Here is an 18261-nt window from a genome sequence, read left to right as displayed (position 1 = left end):
GTAAAAGCATCCGTGTTAAAGCCCTTTCCGTCCATAAGTCAGCCAAATGAAGAAATCATGATTCTTGATCTTGGCTCTCAGCTATAAATTCATGCTACAAGAAAGTCTAAATTTATGCAATACATAATTAAATTATGTTATGTGTAATTTTATTGCTACTTGGCTCTGCCAATAAGGGTCGCTATTAAAGAATAATTGGCGGTATCTCTAAATCAGACCATGGTCTCAAGCTGATACGAATAAATGTATTGTGAATAGACTGCCTGTCTTATTTCCTTAACAAATTTCGATTAGCTTAAACATGTGATCTACAAGGGCTAAAGAGACTATTTAGAAATGACACATACTCTGATCTTCGAACAGTTAACCCAATTGATTGAAAACTATAGCCATGAGCATAGTGGTAGACCGCAAAAGATCTTGATTGGTTATAAAGCCTATTATGACTTAATGGGAAATTCGAGTTTTGCTACTGAGGTCACTGATTCGGCTTTGAATCCCAATAAAAGAAAGTATAAAAAGATTAAAATTAAAGTCACCAAAGATGACTATCAGCTTGAGCTAGAGTAATTTTTCTGGCTTGCAGTCAAATCTTTGGCTTTCTTACCATACAAATACTCGACAAGTAGCGGCGCTGCGGCCTCAGAACCACATGCTGCAATACCCGCACTCAAGGCATTATTACCACCTGTCGCGGCAACCGCTGCACCTAAAATCGCATGGCTGACCAGTTGAGCCGCTTTGTTCTTGTCTTCACCATGTCCAAACTGCTGCCCGATTCCATGTGCAACATAAGGCGCAAGTGTATTTGCTACAACCTGCATATCCGTTTGTCCACCCAATACACCTGTCACTGCCATATCAAATATCAGTAACTGTTAGATCAGGTTTGAGCTAATACAATTTAAATAAGTTTACTCTTGCTCACTTAAGCTCAAACTTTGCTATTATTTGTCTATAATGAATTGATTTTCTTTCTTCTTACATGTTTATTCATCTGGATCAACATCCCATAAACTAGAATTTGGATTCGCATATTCACCATTTTCTATGACAGAACACCATCCAACACCATTCACGAACATGCTCAATGCAACAATAGCGAACTTCTTTTCAGCAATCTGATTTAGTGTGATTAAACTTCTCTTATAATACAAATATTCCCCTCCTGTTCCCGCAGGCACTCTATGATTTAGATCATGCCATGACCACTCTAGAACCTGTCCAGACACATTAGGTACAGTTTCAAAAAAATCAATCATAAAAGTATCACTTATTCTAACTAAACAAGGAATATTTTCACAATCTAATATCATTTCTGAATAGATATTATTAGGTAAATCTAAATTTAAATTTAACATTTATTTATAATTCCTTGGAACAATTGCCTCTCGATCACATGTCCCTCCTAAAGAACAGGCTTTGGCATGCCCACCTACATCCCCCTCATCTCCTAATTTACCTAAATTTGTTTGGCGAATATCACGTTTACCTATATTACTAAAGTCAGGTTTAAAACCACCCACATAATCAAATATTTCTTATATTAATCAAAATTTTATAAATAATGTTTTTCTTTATAATTTTCAATAGGTTTCTTTTGTACAAAATCCAGCCAACCCCTCGTTATTTTTAATAAATCTAACCTATTAACTTCATACTCTTTCTCTTCATCATAAAAACAATAAATTTTTACTATATTACCAAAAATTTCAGCCCCATAAGAATTACTACTAATATCGGCATTAATAATTGATAAACTTTCCAATTTAAAAACATTTTCTTCTAGTAAGTCAATATATGACTCCAATGATGAACCACCGTTATCAATCAAATAGGAAGCAATAATTTCCTCCTCCTCTCCTCCGAAACCATCAGATTTTATTGTAGCAATTAAATCTATTAATTCAGGGTATTTTATATAATAAAATATTAAACTCATATTAAACCTCATTTACCATATAACGGATAAACAGTTGTATTGGGCTGCGTGTAACCTTCAACAGCAACTCCTGATGGAGTTCGTCCATACCACATACCTTTTGCTGCCTTTTGAGGATCTGGATGCTGAATCCTACTTTTATATGCACCATCAACTTCTACTTTTAATCTATCAGTAGTCCAAGACTCAGGAAACATTGTAGACCTTCCTTGATTATTTGTTTTAGGCAAATACTGTCCATTTTTATTAGGATCAGCAACAGCTATCTTAGCCTCATATACTCCATTTTTATCAGGTTTCCCTATAGGTTGTAGAATTTTAATATTACCACTAGCAGTAGAGTGTCCACCAACAACATTACCATTTTTCTTAATTTCTGCATTTAAAATATGCCCATCAAAATCAATTGGAGCTGTTACTTGACCAACTCGCTTACTTGCCTGCTGATTAATAACGGTATCATTTTGTTTAATTGATAAATCTACTCCTTTAGCATTCGTCTTTATTCGCTCTAAAGCAGCTTTTTCCTCATCAATTATAGAAGTATTGGAATCAGATACCGCTCTATTTCCAGATATACCATTCACCTGAACATTCAAATTCTGATCAAAATCTGCTTTCAACTTAACTTTTTTTGCAGCTTCAATAACAACCTTTCCACCTTTCTTCACTACTGTAACTGATCCCGCACTTATCAAGCCTGTTAAGGCATTAAGTGAAAGTGCCATATCAGCTTCACCCAATTTTTCAAATTCGGCTGGAGTATCACCTACTGTATTGACAGTAGCTATTGTTTTGCCTGTGTCTATGATGTCGGCTGGGATTTGTTTTACCCCTTCATAGATTGCCTTCGCTGTACCTCGTGGATCATTCTTCAGAGCATCATAAAGCTCTTTTGGTACATTAGGTAAATTCTTCAAATCATTAACAAACTTAGTGACCGCTTGATCCTTACCTTTCTGATAGGCTGCTTTCTGCGCGACATCTAAGTCTTTATATTGCTGACGGCATTCCGCTCCCCAACAGGTTAAAGCATGTTTAATATCCTGTTTAACAGAGGTTTTATTATTTTCCACTGTATTCTGAGCAACCACACCAGAGATCTGCGCTTCAAATGCCGAATCTCCAACTGTTCCCCCAACCACTGCTCCAATGGCTGCAGTCAAATCTCGAATTTGTGTCTTCACATCTTCGGATAACAGATTTGGTATAAATTCGCCCTTCTCATTTTGATAAGCAGGATTATCCTTATACTGGTTTGTTAAATAGTCTGCTGCTGCTTCACTTGCAACCGCTGCACTGCCGCCTGCTGCTGGATTTCCCCCATTCACATAAGCAAGCGTTGCACCTAAAATCGCATGGCTGACCAGTTGAGCCGCTTTGTTCTTGTCTTCACCATGTCCAAACTGCTGCCCGATTCCCTGTGCAACATAAGGTGCAAGTGTATTCGCTACAACCTGCATATCCGTTTGTCCACCCAATGCACCTGTCACTGCCATCGTGACCGCATTCACCGCTCGACTCTTATTACCGCCCATGCCCCAATCTTGATTGGATTGACTCGCTTTAGCGTATTCAGGGGAATATTGACGTAAATATTCTTCCTGTTTAACTGGATCAAGATTTTGGTAGTATTCCAGTGCCTCACTGCTCTGCCCGATTTGTGACAGCACTTGTTGTTTATGCGCTGCTTTTTCAGCCTCTGCCTGTTTTTGCTGGTTTTGGTTATAAGTACGTGTTGCTGCCGCAATAGTCGAGGTCGCATCGGCTACTGTCTTTTGCTTGTCCAATATCTCTTGCAAGTTTGGCAGAGTCTCTACCGTACGGTGTGCAGTATTGACATCATTATGGATACCCAACTCTGTCGTCGTGGTTTTTTTACCACCAATACTGATATTTCCTTCGCTTAATGTAGCTCGGGTTACACTGCTGTCCTTGTCCGACTCATGCTGTGGGAGACTTGGGCTAAAGCTGGTACTGTTACGCCAATTCTCATTATTGGTTGGATTCGCAGCTTTGCCATCTTTCGCAGAGCTTGTTCCACCAGATAAACTGATACTTTTCGCATCATACTGACTTTGGTTTTTAATATCGCTAAAGGTCAGGCTGTTGGCAGTCAGGTTATTGTTGTCTTTGCTTGCTGTTGAAACAATTGCACCACCTTTGAGATCAACTTGATCTGCTTTGACATGGTAACCACCATCTCCAGCAAACAAACCTGATTGCTGGTTAACACTATTTGAAGAACTTTGTGCCTTACTGTTGTTATAGTTGCCAGATGCCTGCCATGCAGTACCTAAAGATGCCTGTACCCGAGCACCTGCTCCAGTTTGTTTAATGTCTTGCTCGATACGATCTTGCTGACTTTGGATACTTAGCTTTCCACCAACATCAGCATCAATTCGGTTTGCCGTTGCCTGTGCACCATTCAAAGTGGTATCACCCTTGCTCTTGATACTGACCTTATTGGCATCTAAGCTCGTCTGGCTATGAATGTTATTATCGCTATGATTACTGCCTTTGCCATAACCCGCTTCGCCATAAATATACACACCCGTTTGTGCGCCAACAGATGCACCAACACCCACACTGAGCCCTGCATTGCTGTTTTTACCCTCTGCCTTTTGCTGACTTTGTCCAGACTCAAGTAAAATATGCTGTGCGGAATCTAAATTAATCGTATCTTTGGCTTTAACCTGCGTATTTTGTAGATGAATATTACCTTCGGTACTGGTGAGGTTGATATTGCCACCAGCATTCAAAAGATTTTGTTGTGAATTGGCATATTGGCTATTTTGTTCACTCTTACTGGTTTTAAAACCAATGCCTGTTTCAGCTTTGGCAATGGCACCACCTTGTAAGTCACTATAGCTCTGGTAACCTTGGGCAACTGCTGCTGCACCCTGTAAAGCTTGGGTACGCTGATCTGCCTTACTATTGATTGCTTGATCACCAGCATTAATCACATCAAGGATGGGTGAACTGACGCGACTGAATTGTCCAACTTTCAAGTCTTTAGAAGATTGACTTGAGTGGCCAGTATTTTTATCTTCCAAGATCGCAATATCTTTGGCTTTAATATTGATATCTTTACCTGCGAGTACATCCGCCACTTGTTGGGTATATTTATTTCCAGCCTGAATATTGACATTGCCATCTAGGCTACCGACCTGACTGCGTTGCTGCTCAACAGCCTGACTCTGACTGTTATTTTGACTTTTCATGTAACCATAGAACTTTTCTGTATCCGAGATTTGTGCATTCCCAATCCCTTTACTGCTCTGTGATTCTTGTTGGCTTTGACTATTCTGACTCGACTGAATATTAATATCTCGAGCAGCATTAATCGTGTTATCGCCTTGTGATACCACGGTACTACCAATAATATTAATATCACCTTTTTCTGTTTGCAGGGTCGATTTCCCCCCTACAGAAACTTGTGTCCCCAGAGATTGAACAATGTTTCCATTGCCCTTATTTTTATCCTTATATGTGCCTGCTGGAGCAGTCCATTCGCGATTATCAATACTGATACCACTACGTTGACTATTTGCAGATTGAGTTTGCTGTTGTTGAGTTGTGCCTAAAAGAATATCATCTCGCGCATGTAAAAGAGCATCACCTTCCGCTGAAATTTTTGCACCTTGGCTATTAATATCACCAGCTTTGGCAATAATATTTAAATTGCCTTTTGCAGCAACCTCAGTCACTACAACCTGTGTGGATGAATAATTAGAAGATTGCTGTGTTCGCTGTTTACCGCCAGATACAACAATAGGAGTTGCTGCTGCCATAACAGCTTTTCGTACAGCCTCACCTTGAGCCATTACTTGTCCAACAGCGCTGTTCGAGAATTGGTTATTCGCAGTACTTTCTTTATAACTTGATCTTGCTGCTTCAAGTGGTGAATAGGTCACACCAACCGAAATACCCGATTGCTTGGACTGGCTGGCACTTTTATTTTCAGTACGGATAGATGCAGCATTAAGATTCACATTCTCACCGACCAGATTAATGTCTTTTCCAGATTGAATGATTGCAGCTTCGGCTGTTAAATCTTGAGCAGCAATAATATTGGTATCGCCTTTAATGCTTCCAATAACGCTTTGGATTATGCCTGTTGATTGATTGTTCTGCTGTGTATTTAGGCTCGATTTACCATAGCCAATGCTGGCAACTCCACCTGACAGGCTACCGCTCAATCCTGATTTTTTAGTCTGTGTATTATGTATATTCAAGTAGGAGTTATCTGCTGCCTTGATTTCAATATTTTCTTTGGCTTGAATTTGAGTCAACTCATCCGATACCACTTCACTGCCTTGAATCTTGATATTCTTGGCATCAAGAATGACTTGCTTTCCATCTACAGTACTTGCAACAGCTTCATTTGAAACATCTTTAATATAATTTTGTGTGGTCTTTTTACTTAAAAAGCCTTTCTTTTTGGTTTCATCGGCATGCTCATAACTGCTGCTCTTACGACCTTCTTTGATGGTTAAATCTTCACTGGCGCTGACTAAAGTCTTGCCTTGCTCACTACTGAGTCGCGAACCTGTAATATCAATATTCTTCCCAGTTAGCGTCAAATCACCTTTCGATTGAATCTGATTACCCACATCCTGTTTTTGCGTACCAAAATCAAAATTCTTTTTATTGGTATAGCTATTGGTAACACGTTCAGTTTGCAGCGTGTCCAGTGAGACATTGCCCTGTGTTTGAATCACACTTGAACCATTACTGTTGATCATATCAGCAGCTTTTAGGCTGGTATTTCCCCCCACACGGATATTCAGTGTATTTTGCAACGCATCGGTATTCTGACCATTGCCAACATAAATACCCGCTTTACGATCAATCTTGGTAAAGCCAAACTCATTTTGACCTGCTTTATTGCTGTTACTGGTCAGGGTACTGCTATGATTAAAGTTGCCGCCAATATCCATGCTGAGCGCATCTTTAGCAACAATCTGGCTGCCAATATTGTTCAGGTCTTGTTTGGTACTGATCCCAATACGGTTCGCTTCTAAACGCCCATTCAGTTGATTGATACTATTGGCATTGATCTTCAGAGCTTCACGGCCTGCAATGGTGGCACTGTTCAGCACGTCACCTTGCATATCCAACTGCACTTGCTCTGCGGCAATTAAAGTTCCGTCACCTTTTAAATCACCCACCTGAGATTTGACATAGACCTGCGGAACCAACGCTTTAGTCGTGCTGCCATCTGGCAAAAGAATGGTTTTTTCTTCCAGCCAGACAATATCACTGGTCAGTTGCGCGATCTGGGCTGAGGTCAGGGCAATACCCGGTGTAAGATTAAACTGCTTGGCAAAGGTAAGGCCATTGTTCATCAAGGCTTTGTATTGCTCTTCATCATTGCCATAGCCTGACAAGAAACGGCGACCCGTCAATTGCGCAATCTGATCTTGTACTAGACGCTGCTCATAATAACCATCGCCCAGACGTTTTTGTTGTTTCGCAGGGTCAAGGCCAAGTGCATTCAACATATGGTCTGATGACAGCCATTTTTTGTAATTGCTAAAGGCTGGATCAGTTTCTACCAAAAAGCCTGCCTGACTGTCTTTGGTCTGGATAAATAATGCATTACTCGGCAAGCGAATGCTTTTCTGCTGAACTGTACGGACTTCATAGCCTGTTGAAGTATCGGTCTGCCCTAGGTTCTGTTGCGATGCATCCAGTTGTTTGGCGGCATCAACATTGTTTGAACCGTTCTGGTTGTCCTGATTAACAGGCTGGCCAGATTTAGCATCAATCTGCTTTTGTTCAGTTTGCTGCTGTTGTAGTTCAACTTTCCCAGCTTGCTGCGAAGCCTGAATATCTGTCTCAGCTTGTGTTAGCTCTACTGCTTTGATTTGGTGGGTCGGCGTACCAATGACCTGATCCCCACCATAAAGACCACTCAGTACAAAAGGTTCTGTTTCATCCGCAGGGTTAAATCCGATTTGGGTCTTTCTTCCCGAATCATAGAACCATCTTATTGGATTCTTAAACTTGGTGGTTTTATTGGCGGTGTATGCTTTATTCTCAATACTTGTACCTTCAACCGTTAAGGTTTTGGCCGCCAAAATCTGACTCTGATCATTCAGCACATGCTCCGCATTGATCAACATATTGCCGCCACTGATAATCTGCCCTGGGGTACTGCTGATCACTTCTGGCACATAAGTTTCTTTATCGTATTCAAAGATGTTATAGGTTCTTAAACGACGACCATCTTTGAGTAACATCCACAAAAAGTTACCTTGTTTCTGGAATTCAACAATATCCTCTGAAACATCAATCCCCGGATGGCGGTTATCCTCATAACCATGAACCTTGACCGATGACTCTAAAATCGCAGCATCCTTCACCTCAAAGTTTTCATTGATGTTTTCAATGCGTTTGGCGTCAAGCTGCATATCCCCTTGAGATTCGATCGTTGCGCTACGGTTATTGATCAGGTCGGCTGTGCCTTGTGCCTGATACTTGTCATCCAGTGAACCGCCTATTTTGAGCTGTCCCATGCTCAGAATCCAAGCATTGTCTTTGGAAACAGCATTGACCGCACCGCCAGCCTGATTATTCAGTGTGCCGATCCCGAGGTGCATATCACCACGTGAAGCAATCACGGCGCCTACACCGTCAAGGTTACTCTTGTTATCGAGTGTTTGTGCCTGTATCGCAACATGGTCACCATAAATCCGTGCCCCATCATTATGAAGCTGCTGTGCTTGAATATGCGTCAGTCCAGCATTGATCAATCCTTGGTTATGGACTTTATTCTGCGCGATAAGATGCATTTCGGCGCTGTTGATGCTTGCGTCTTTTTGATTCAGGATATTCTGTGCATTCAGATGCAGTTGCTTGCCTGCACTGATTTCAGACTGGTTAATAATGTCTTTTTCGCTGCTGAGTTTCATACTGCCATTGGCTTTCAGCTCGCTGTCTTTATGTTGGGTGTAATTTTGCTTCAAACTGATCTCGGCATCGCCCAGACTGATGATTTTACCTTGGTTAATCAGTTCATTGGCCTGAATGTTCAGTTGTTGCTGTGCCAATAACTCACCCGCAGTATTATCAATATTCAGGCTTTGCTCAGCTTGGCCGATATTGAGTTGACCAAGACTGGAAATACTGCCTTGCTGGTTGTTTAATTGGCTTTGAATAGTTAAATTTGCAGTGTCACTGGCACGGATGGCACCCACTTGGTTATTCAGTTCTTGGGCATTTAACTGAATATTTTTCGCATCGAGACCACCAATCACATCTTTGACATTGTTATCGCGGTTATCAATACGTTGTGCCTGTATTGCTAACTGATCTCCCGCCACAATATGGCTTGCACTGCCACTGTTATTGACCTGATCCACATTGATTTGCACATTTTTCAATGCCTGTATCTGACCTTGGTTGTTCAACACCCCAGCCGAATTTTTCTGTTCAATCAGCAGATCGGTCTGACTGCTCACTTGCCCAGACTGATTTTCGAACTGTTGCGCCTGTATCGTGGTCTTGCCCGCAGACGCAATTAAACCACGTTGGTTATGCAACTGCTGAATATTGTTGAGCTGTAATGTGCCCTGACTGAGAATTCCGCCTTTGTCGCCTGAATCCTGATTGATCAAATCATGATTTTGTGTATCAATTTGCAGGGTGCTTTCCGCCTGAATCAAACCCGCCTTGTTATTCAATGCCCCAGTTTTCAAATCGACTTGTTGCGACAGAATACGTCCATTGGCATTTTCTAAATTTTGTTGTTGGGTATCTACATGCAATTGTTCTTGTGCCAACATTTGCCCAGCTTGGTTATCTAAGCCTTGCGCCACCACATTTAGCGTTTTCGCCGCTGAGATTTCACCACTGTTATTCTGTACGTGTCCTTGTGCTTGAAGCTGAGTATCACCTTGTTCGGCACGGATAATACCAGACTGGTTATTCAGTGTACCGCTACGAATATCCAACTGATTTTTTGCCGCCAGAATCCCTTGCTGATTATTCAATTCAGCCTGTGTCAGTACCGTCATGTCGGTTGCGGCATAGATCGTGCCAGACTGGTTATCTACACGGTCTGCCGTTAGGTTGATGTTGTTTTTACTCTGAATCAGACCTTTTTGATTGCCGAACTGTTGCGCTTTGAGGTGGATCGTATCAGCCGCGTAAATTTCTCCAGCTTGGTTTTGTAGTTGTTGCTGAACCGTTAAACCCAATGCGCCTTGTTCCGCACGAATCCGCCCCGAACTGTTATCCAGTGCTTGCGCCTTAATTTCGGCTTGCTTGGCAATGATCAGACCAGATTGGTTATTGACTTGTCCCGAAGCATTTAAGCCCAACTGATCTTTGCTATACAGTGTGCCTTGCTCATTATTGAGATCGGTCACACTCAAAGCCACAGACCCATTACTCAGCACTTTACCAGACTGATTATTCAAGCTGTGTACCTTGATGCTGCTGTTACCAGCCGCACTGATCTCGCCTTCACGATTATTGAGTTCTTTGTTCACCGTGAGCTGTAAACTGCCATCTTCGGCGCTTTGTAGCATTTGCCCTTTTTGATGGCTCAAACTGTCGGCACGTAATTCAATATTTTTGGCAGAGGTAGTCGCACGATCAAGATTGGCCGAACCTAATTCAAGTTGCATATTGCCATTGCTTTGGATCTTGCCATCCTGCGCGTGTAGATCTTGTGCCGTGATCTTGATTTGCTGATCTCCTGCATGCAGGATCGCGCCTGCAACCGAACTCAGATTTTGGGTTTTAATTGTTGTGTTTGCTGCATTGCTGATGATTTGCCCAGCATCATTATCAATCTTTTGAGCAATATCTAAAACCAAATCGTTCTTGCCTGTATGCTGAATCAGGCCTTTATTGTTGTTGAGGTTTGAGGTATTGAGCTGAATATCAACTGCACTGTATTGACCGTCATGATTGTCAATGCTGTCGGTTGCCTTTAAGCTGAGTTGCTGTTCTGCAAGTAACTTCGCCTGACGGGTTGTTAACTCGCTTGTCTCAACCTTGATATTCTTGGCTTGAACTTCACTACCATTCAGGTCGGCACGGCTACTCGCATTGATACTCACTTGGGTACCCGCCAAAAGCTTGCCTGCAATCTGCGCCTGCTCTGCGCTAATCTCCAGTGTTGCAGCATCATTATTCAGCTTGCCATCTGGGCTTAACCCTGCTGCCCAAACACTGTCTGCATTGCTCTGGATCTGCTCGGCTTGAACTTTAACTTGATTCTGTGCCGCAAGCTGGCCATGTTGTTGTAATTGGCTGACCTTCAGTTGCGCCGAGTCACCCGCATAGATTTGTCCTGTATTTTGCAATTGCTGGCTTTGAATTTTCAGATTTTTAGCGGCAATGATATTGCCTGCCGTATCCTTACGACTGCCGTTGTCAATCTGTGAGGCGTTGAGGTTTAAATCTTTTTGACTTTGAAGCGAGCCACTTTGGTTATTGATCTGTTGCGATTCAATAGTTAACTGTTGCCCTAAAATTTGACCTGCGCTGTTATCGAGTTGATCTGCTTTGATTGCAACATCTTGCTTGGTCGAGGCAATCACTCCTTTCTGGTTATTCAACTGCTCAGCTTGCAAGTCGATATTGTTCACCGCAAGTAATTTACCTTCTTGGTTATTAATATTTTTGCTGTCAATCTTCAGCGCCTGTTCACTCTGAATGCTGCCCGCTTGGTTATTTAACTCCTGCGAACGAATCTCCAAAGCTTGGCTGGCATTTAATTGTCCTTTCTGGTTATTGACATTGGTAGACTGAATATCAATCTGGTTGGCGGAGAGCTTACCCCCTTGGTTTTCAAACACCTGCCCCGTAAATTTCAATTCAGGCAGTTGTAGTTCCCCTCCCGTATTATTAATCTTGTCAGCAACCTTCAAAGCCGTGTCATTATTATTGCTGATTTTACCGCTTTGGTTATTCAGTTGATTTTCTACTAGAATTACGCCATCAGCAAAAGTCTTTGGTACGATGTCTTTAGGTTGAATGACTTCAACTGTACTGGCATCCTGCGCGCTACTGTTCTGTCCTGGATTTTTAACAGTTGGTGGAACTGTATTGCCATTTTCTGAACCATTACTACCATTTGAACTGTCTTGTAGCGCACGGCCGATATGCCCTTGCTGGTTGTCCAGCGTTTTGGCCGTGATATTGAGCTTTGACCCGCCGACTTGTTCAATTTGGCCCTTTTCATTACTTAAGTTTTTGGCCGTTAACTCCAATCGTCCAGCATTGATCACACCTTGGTTGTTATTGATATTGCCTTGGGCATCTAGCTTGATTTCATCCTGACTAGCAATCAGACCCGCATTTTTAATGTCCGTGGCCTGTAACTGAATCTTATTTTGAGTACTACTGATATTGCCTGTGTTTTCAATACTCTTAGCTTTAAGTTCTATTTGATCTTTAGCCGCAACAAGATTGCCTTGGTTGATCAGATCCCCGTTGGCATTCAGCTTTAACGTTGATTCAGTGCTGCTGATTGAACCTGCATTGCGGACTCCCAGTCCACGCTCAGTCCCCACCAAGAAAATCTTGCCTGCATACATGCCGCCCAATTTCCCAACATCCAGTGCAAAGCCTGACGAGTTGCTTGCTGAACCATTTGCATTTGGTGTGTATTGTGGTGCGGTTTGATCTTTGACTTGAATATCATTTTGACCCAATACCACATTGAGCTCTTTGGCATATAGTCCGGCATTAACCTTCAATGCCTGCGCATAGATATCGGTAAATGGGGTCAAACTTCCATTTAGACCTTTGCCCTCAATCGTGACTTGTCCTTCACGCACCCGAAATGACTCAAGATAGCCTTGATTCATTACTGCTTGACCCGTAGTTAAGGTAAAGCGATCGGCATTGATCACCCCACAGCCATCACAGACCAAACCTGACGGATTGGCAATCACCACCTGTGCCGACTTGCCTGCAACCTCAAGATAGCCCCTCAGCTGGCTTGGGTTACTACTGTTGACCTCATTGAGAATAACCTTAGCTTCACCTCTAGCAAGGTTAGCATTACCTTGCACCCATCCTCCAATTTGAGTTTGGGTATTATTACGCGCATTATTCAGGATTGCGCCTTCTTGGCCAACATCAAATTGCGTATAGGTATTACGCGATACCCCGCCTGCACTCGGAGTCTGGATATTGACCTGTACCGTACCATTGGCAGAATTGAGAATTTGCGGCTGTTGGTTATTGGGCGCCGAACGATCTGTAATAATTTGGGTATTGGCAATACTGCTTAATGGTAGGATATATACCACTGCGCCCAACATGCTGATCACGGCAAAATTCAGAGGATTCAATTTTTTATAAGTATGAACAGAGGATGGCATACTCGCATCAGTTGCCACCGCGCCACTTTGCCCAGCTGTCTTGGTTCGACTTTTTACAATTTCAGCAACCGCAATAAACAGCCCACGTGCCTGACTAAAAATAACGCGATATCGATTCTTATTCATACCTAAATACCCAATCTTTATTTATTTAATTAATTAAAAAACAACCAAAAGTGCTGACTAGTACATCCAGTTCACACTGAAACCTGTAGTAAAATCATCGGTTTTAAAATATTCTGGTTTTTTCAACGGCGCACCGACAAAAGCGTCGTAGCTCACTGACTTAAACACCTGTCCACGTAAGCCCACCACTGCACCTAATAAACTGGTGCCGACCAATGGGTTGGGTTGATAGGCAGTTGTTCCCCCCACTTCACCATAATCAATCCCGCTGTACCACTGCATTGGAAGTTTCGCAATTGAGCCACTCAGTTCATTGCGAACCAAAAAGCCATTATCAGCCATTAAAGTTTGTTCACCATCAAAACCACGTACTGTGTAACGGTTACCAATCGAGAAGCGGTCTTGCGGTGTCAGTGCCTTGCTGCTGTGTTGCATGCGCCACTCAGCTAAATATTGTAAGTTCTGCTGGCCGACTTGAAATGGCACTTGCAAACTGGCATTGGCCTGTAAAATACCGACACGGGTATATGCTTCGTTAAATTGTTCTTCTGGTGCACGCATCGCACTAAATGCACCTGTACCGCGTTTATAGGTGAGATTACCTGTCAGCGTGGCATTGGCTAAATATTCACTGTGATCTAAGCTGGCTTTCCAGCCTGCGGTTTTTCGACGCTGTACTTCCACTTCAACATCATTGATAAAGTTCTGCGACTCACGATACCAACCACCGACACTCGCAGAAGTCTTCCGTTTGGCATCTCGGTACAGCACACGCGATAGATCAGCGCCAATCAACTTACTTTTACCGCTATAATTATAACTTTGGTTCGCACCAGCGACCGTCTGGTTATAATTGGATTGGCTATAACTGGTGTTCAATAACCAGTATTGATAGGGAATGCTATAACTGAGGTAGAAGCCATCTGTACCTCGTTTACCAGAGTCACCGCCACCTAAGTCGTGATTATAACTGCCATAGAACAGGTCATTTGCGGTCAATAGATTATCTAAGGACAATGTTGCTGTGCCTTGATATTTACCCGTTGAGTCCGATCCTGCATCATCAATACCCAAATGCAAGCGATAGGGTTTGGATTGTTGCCAAGCGAGTTCTAAATCACTATAACCAGGTTCAGTACGCTGCTCTGAAGGCTTAATTTTAAAATCAGCTTCAACGGTTGGCACTCGTTTAAAATTTTCTAAACCCTGTTCAATATTACGTACATTGAGAATGTCGCCTGATTTCACCGGTAATGCATTAAATTTATGTGCACGTTTTGAAGTGCCTTCAACAAATTGAATTTGATCAACCTTACCTGCAACCACTTTAAGCTGAATTGTGCCCGAAGCAATATTTTGTTGTGGCAATAACATTCGCGTCGTAACATAGCCATGGCTGATCAAATCGTTCTGAATCAAATCCAAAGCTTGATTGAGCCCTTGCACCCCAATACAGCGCCCAATCAAATTATATTGACCCTGCGTTACTGGACGCATGGCAAAAGTAAACTGACGAGCATCTTCACCGATCAGTACAAATTTTTTGATTTCAAAACAAACGTCTTCACTGTGGGACTTCAAAAACTGAAGTTGTGGTTTGTGTTGTAATTGCTTTTCCAATCCAGTTTGAACGGATGGTTCAGGCTGTATTTGTTTCTGTAAAGCTTCATCGCGTTGTTGCTGGCGCTGCGTAGCATCGGGCTGTAAGACTACACCCGTTGGTCGTTCAGCAGCATAAATTGATGTTTCAAGTAAACTTAACATAATGAATATTTGGTTTTTTTTCATTTTTTTAGATTCACATTAAACAAATAGTAAAAAATTTTATTTGGATTATTACCAATTGGTTAAGCGCTGTAAATAAAAAAATGATTTTTATCTCTTTTTTTATCATTTGAGTGATCAATTTAACAATAAATGCTTTTTAGAAAATTCTACTCCGTTTTCCTGAAATGCTAATTTATTAGATTTTGAAACTAATTTAAAAAATTATATTTTAATTAAATACTTACACTCCTTTATTCAGAAACATAATTGTTATTTCTAGAACCCAAAAAACTTTCCAAATAGCATCAAAATTTCAAATACAAAAAAGCATTACCACCTTTCAAGTTCACTCTGATTTCCACTATTGACTTCAACTAGATTAAATTATATACATTAATAATGATACGTTTCGTATCATTATATAAAACTACAAGAACAGGTATATAAAATGGTAGGACTAATTGGAATAGTCTTGTCCTTAATATTGTTGATGTATTTAGCATATAAAGGATTTAGCGTAATCGTACTTGCGCCCTTACTGGCATTATTTGCTGTCGCATGGAGCGGTCTCAGCGATCAACTACTTGGCTTTTATTCCCAAGTGTTTATGACAGGTTTAGGCGGTTATATCATCAAATACTTCCCTCTATTTTTACTAGGTGCGGTATTTGGAAAATTAATGGAAGATTCTGGCTCTGCACAAACCATTGCCAATTTTTTTGTTGAAAAACTCGGACATCACAGAGCGATGCTTTCTATTGTTCTGTCTTGTGCAATTTTAACTTATGGAGGCGTTTCACTTTTTGTTGTCGGTTTTGCAGTCTTTCCGATTGCCTCGGCATTATTTAAAGAGCTCGGTATTCCTAAACGCCTTATTCCAGCAGCAATTATGCTAGGTGCGCTCACCTTTACCATGACCGCATTACCTGGCACACCCGCAATTCAAAATGCAATCCCGATGCCTTTTTTTGATACCGACCTCTATGCTGCATCAGGTTTAGGTGTTTTAGCATCTATCTTTATCTTGATCACAGGCATGTGGTGGCTCAATCGGCGAGTTAAAAAAGCGGATTTCAGTCTCGAAGGATATGGCAACCATCTCGAAAGTCATCTTGAGCAAAATCTAACGAGTGCCAAGCCCAGTCTTATGGTCTCGTTTATTCCAATTTTCATCGTGATTGTGAGCAACTTAGTACTTACTAAACTGATTTTACCCTCGCTGGACACTGCCTATTTAGCAACGGATCAATTTGGAAATACTTCACTCAATTCAGTGATTGGATTATGGGCAATCATATGTGCATTGGTTCTGGCTTGTTTAAGCATCATTGTTCTTAACTGGAATTCCATTGTCGATATTAGAAACTCAATCCAACAGGGTGTTTCCTCATCCCTTCTCCCTATTTTTAATACCGCCTCAGAAGTAGGCTATGGTTCAGTCATTGCCTCTTTGGCAGGCTTTATTGTCTTACGTGATTTTCTTGTTGGCATTGCCCCCAACAATCCGCTTATTTCAGAAGCCATCGTGATTAATGTATTGGCGGGAATCACAGGTTCTGCCTCAGGTGGTTTGAGCATTGCACTGAATACCATGGGAGAAACCTATAAGGATTTGGCCTTTCAACATGGTATTTCACTCGAACTGATGCATCGAGTTGCCTCTATGGCTTCTGGTGCACTGGATTCACTTCCTCATAATGGTGCTGTCATTACCATTATTACCTTATGTGGTTTAACCCATAAACAATCTTATTACGACATGTTCATTGTCGCCGTCATTATTCCACTGATTGCGCTTAGCGGTGTGATCACACTGGGAACAATATTCGGTTCATTTTAAAAACAATCAATTTTGACTTTAATACGGAGAATTAAAAATGTCCTTTTCAACGCACCTTCCAAGGATTATGGAAATTGGAAAAAATGCGCGGGCTAAGCTTCCGATGATTCTAGAAAGCTTGGGCGCAAACAAGCCACTCATTATTACCGATAAAATGATGGTTTCACTTGGATATATCAAGCAAATTCAAGACTTGCTAAAAGCAGCACATATAGACAGTGACTATTTTGCTGAAACCATTCCAGAGCCGACCTCTAGCTCCATCGAAGCAGGTGTAAAATATATTCAGGCGCAGCAGTATGATGCGATTATTGCGATTGGCGGTGGCAGCCCGATTGATAGTGCCAAAGCGATCAGTATCTTGAGCAAACATGGCGGGGACATCTCTGATTATAAATTCCCTAGACAAGTCAATGAGCTAGGTCTGCCCATCATTGCCATTCCAACCACTGCAGGAACGGGATCTGAATGTACGCGTTTTACCATTATTACCAATGATAAAACCAGTGAGAAAATGCTGTGTGCTGGGCTCGGTTTTCTGCCAATCGCAGCGATCATCGACTACGAACTCACAATTTCTCTGCCTCCACGTACAACCGCAGATACAGGTATTGATGCGCTTACCCATGCCATCGAGGCTTATGTCAGTAAGAAAGCCAGTCCCTATAGCGATACTCAAGCGCTTGCAGCGATGAAACTGATTGGTCCAAATTTACAGATCGTTTATCACCAACCTAACAATGAGCTAGCACGCGAAAAGATGATGCTCGGCTCTACTTTGGCAGGTATCGCTTTTTCAAACGCCTCTGTTGCACTGGTGCATGGTATGAGTCGACCCATTGGTGCATTCTTTCATGTTCCGCATGGCTTATCTAATGCAATGCTGCTTCCCCTCATCACGGAATTCTCTATCCATGCAGCGCCAGAACGCTATGCCGATTGTGCCAAGGCAATGGGTTGTGCACATTCAGATGATGCGATTGAGGTCGCCAATCAAAAGCTCATAAAAACCTTAATCGCGATTAATCAAGATTTGAAAGTCCCCACATTGGCTAAGTTCGGTGTAGACAAACCATATTTTGATGAGGTCGTTCAGACCATGGCTGAGCAAGCACTCGCCTCAGGTTCACCATCCAACAACCCCATCGTGCCGACGATTGAGCAAATGATCAACCTATATCAACAGCTTTGGTCAGCATAAAAATCTTTCATTTTTATAACAGAGGATAAATTCA

At 41.8% G+C, this 18261-nt stretch carries 8 protein-coding genes; 3 read left to right on the top strand and 5 right to left on the bottom strand.

The window, feature by feature from the left end; genetic code table 11:
• Nucleotides 1-336: 336 nt before the first annotated feature.
• Entirely contained in the window at nt 337-570 is a 234-nt protein-coding gene (locus tag F896_RS21145) for a hypothetical protein (protein ID WP_016163503.1), read from the top strand.
• On the opposite strand, the gene F896_RS10955 is transcribed toward F896_RS21145, so the two are convergent.
• The 5 genes from F896_RS10955 to F896_RS10970 all read right to left on the bottom strand — a co-directional run bounded on the left by F896_RS10955 (nt 552) and on the right by F896_RS10970 (nt 15183).
• Nucleotides 552-860: a hypothetical protein gene (locus tag F896_RS10955; RefSeq protein WP_016163502.1), complete on the bottom strand. Its 309-nt coding sequence runs from the start codon at nt 858-860 to the stop codon at nt 552-554. The two genes, F896_RS21145 and F896_RS10955, sit on opposite strands and share 19 nt — an antisense overlap.
• A 129-nt stretch (nt 861-989) precedes the next feature.
• On the bottom strand, nt 990-1361 hold the full coding sequence (locus tag F896_RS10960; RefSeq protein WP_016163501.1) for a hypothetical protein: 372 nt from the start codon (nt 1359-1361) through the stop codon (nt 990-992).
• A gap of 197 nt (nt 1362-1558) precedes the next feature.
• On the bottom strand, nt 1559-1942 hold the full coding sequence (locus tag F896_RS10965; protein ID WP_016163500.1) for a DUF5376 family protein: 384 nt from the start codon (nt 1940-1942) through the stop codon (nt 1559-1561).
• A gap of 8 nt (nt 1943-1950) precedes the next feature.
• A complete protein-coding gene (locus F896_RS0119805) occupies nt 1951-13419 on the bottom strand; it encodes a two-partner secretion domain-containing protein (RefSeq protein WP_016163499.1) in 11469 nt (3822 codons plus the stop codon).
• 57 nt (nt 13420-13476) lie between these two features.
• Nucleotides 13477-15183, bottom strand: a complete 1707-nt coding sequence (locus F896_RS10970; RefSeq protein WP_016163498.1) for a ShlB/FhaC/HecB family hemolysin secretion/activation protein — start codon at nt 15181-15183, stop codon at nt 13477-13479.
• A gap of 451 nt (nt 15184-15634) precedes the next feature.
• Between F896_RS10970 and F896_RS10975 the strand changes: the two genes are divergently transcribed.
• Entirely contained in the window at nt 15635-17026 is a 1392-nt protein-coding gene (locus F896_RS10975; RefSeq protein ID WP_016163497.1) for a GntP family permease, read from the top strand.
• A 37-nt stretch (nt 17027-17063) separates the two neighbouring features.
• Nucleotides 17064-18227 (top strand): iron-containing alcohol dehydrogenase, encoded by a 1164-nt coding sequence (locus tag F896_RS10980; RefSeq protein WP_016163496.1) that lies wholly within the window; start codon nt 17064-17066, stop codon nt 18225-18227.
• Nucleotides 18228-18261: the final 34 nt, after the last annotated feature.

The organism is Acinetobacter genomosp. 15BJ (assembly GCF_000400715.1).
Taxonomy (GTDB): domain Bacteria; phylum Pseudomonadota; class Gammaproteobacteria; order Pseudomonadales; family Moraxellaceae; genus Acinetobacter.
Note: the sequence above shows the minus strand (reverse complement) of the source record. Positions and strands in the feature narration are given on the sequence as shown.

Excerpts from the sequence above, each read along its gene's own strand:
- F896_RS10970 (WP_016163498.1), bottom strand. The coding sequence starts at position 15,183 with ATGTTAAGTTTACTTGAAACATCAATTTATGCTGCTGAACGACCAACG.
- F896_RS10965 (WP_016163500.1), bottom strand. The coding sequence starts at position 1,942 with ATGAGTTTAATATTTTATTATATAAAATACCCTGAATTAATAGATTTA.
- F896_RS10960 (WP_016163501.1), bottom strand. The coding sequence starts at position 1,361 with ATGTTAAATTTAAATTTAGATTTACCTAATAATATCTATTCAGAAATG.
- F896_RS10980 (WP_016163496.1), top strand. The coding sequence starts at position 17,064 with ATGTCCTTTTCAACGCACCTTCCAAGGATTATGGAAATTGGAAAAAAT.
- F896_RS0119805 (WP_016163499.1), bottom strand. The coding sequence starts at position 13,419 with ATGAATAAGAATCGATATCGCGTTATTTTTAGTCAGGCACGTGGGCTG.
- F896_RS10975 (WP_016163497.1), top strand. The coding sequence starts at position 15,635 with ATGGTAGGACTAATTGGAATAGTCTTGTCCTTAATATTGTTGATGTAT.
- F896_RS21145 (WP_016163503.1), top strand. The coding sequence starts at position 337 with ATGACACATACTCTGATCTTCGAACAGTTAACCCAATTGATTGAAAAC.
- F896_RS10955 (WP_016163502.1), bottom strand. The coding sequence starts at position 860 with ATGGCAGTGACAGGTGTATTGGGTGGACAAACGGATATGCAGGTTGTA.